This window comes from Pantoea sp. Ap-967, assembly GCF_011752565.1.
GTDB lineage: Bacteria > Pseudomonadota > Gammaproteobacteria > Pseudomonadales > Pseudomonadaceae > Aquipseudomonas.
Window position 1 is genome coordinate 1 of sequence record NZ_VWXK01000088.1, and the last position, 777, is coordinate 777.

Here is a 777-nt window from a genome sequence, read left to right on the forward strand (position 1 = left end):
TCTGATGCGCTACAACCTCAAGCGCCTCCACAGCTACAACGGCTATGAAACACCGGTAGCCATGGAGGAAAAGCTCAAAGCGGCGGCATAAACCTTAATCGGTGTCCAAAATTACTTGACCAGATCACGCTCGCTCCTACCGAGGCGGCGGCGGCCTGGAGATGGGGGCCTGATCAGCAGGCCATGGCTGCGCTTCCGCGCAGGGACCATTGCCGGCACCCGCACCGCAATCCCCTGTAGGAGCGAGCGCAGCTCGCGATGGGCTGCAACGCAGCCCCAGCACAATGAGCCGTGAAGCTGAAACCCTGGGGCCGCTGCGCGCCCCATCGCGAGCTACGCTCGCTCCTACCGAGGCGGCGGCGGCCTGGAGATGGGGGCCTGATCAGCAGGCCATAGCTGCGCTTCCGCGCAAGGACCATTGCCGGCACCCGCACCGCAATCCCCTGTAGGAGCGAGCGCAGCTCGCGATGGGCTGCAACGCAGCTCCAGCACGATGAGCCGTGAAGCTGAAACCCTGGGGCCACTGCGCGCCCCATCGCGAGCTACGCTCGCTCCTACCGAGGCGGCGGCGGCCTGGAGATGGGGGCCTGATCAGCAGGCCATGGCTGCGCTTCCGCGCAGGGACCATTGCCGGCACCCGCACCGCAAATCTGAACTGCGCCCCAAATGTTAGACGGTCGAAGCTAGGCTACCTCAGCCTGAGTCCTGTAAGCCACAGGACTCAGGCCATTGAGCTTCATTTTGATTCGTTCGTGGTTGTAGTAATGGATGTACTCG

The 777-nt window shown here is 63.4% G+C and carries 1 protein-coding gene; it reads right to left on the minus strand.

Annotation, left to right across the window (positions count from 1 at the left end; genetic code table 11):
* Positions 1-683: 683 nt before the first annotated feature.
* On the minus strand, positions 684-777 hold a 94-nt coding region (locus F3J45_RS29600), incomplete at its 5' end, for an IS3 family transposase (protein WP_167061942.1).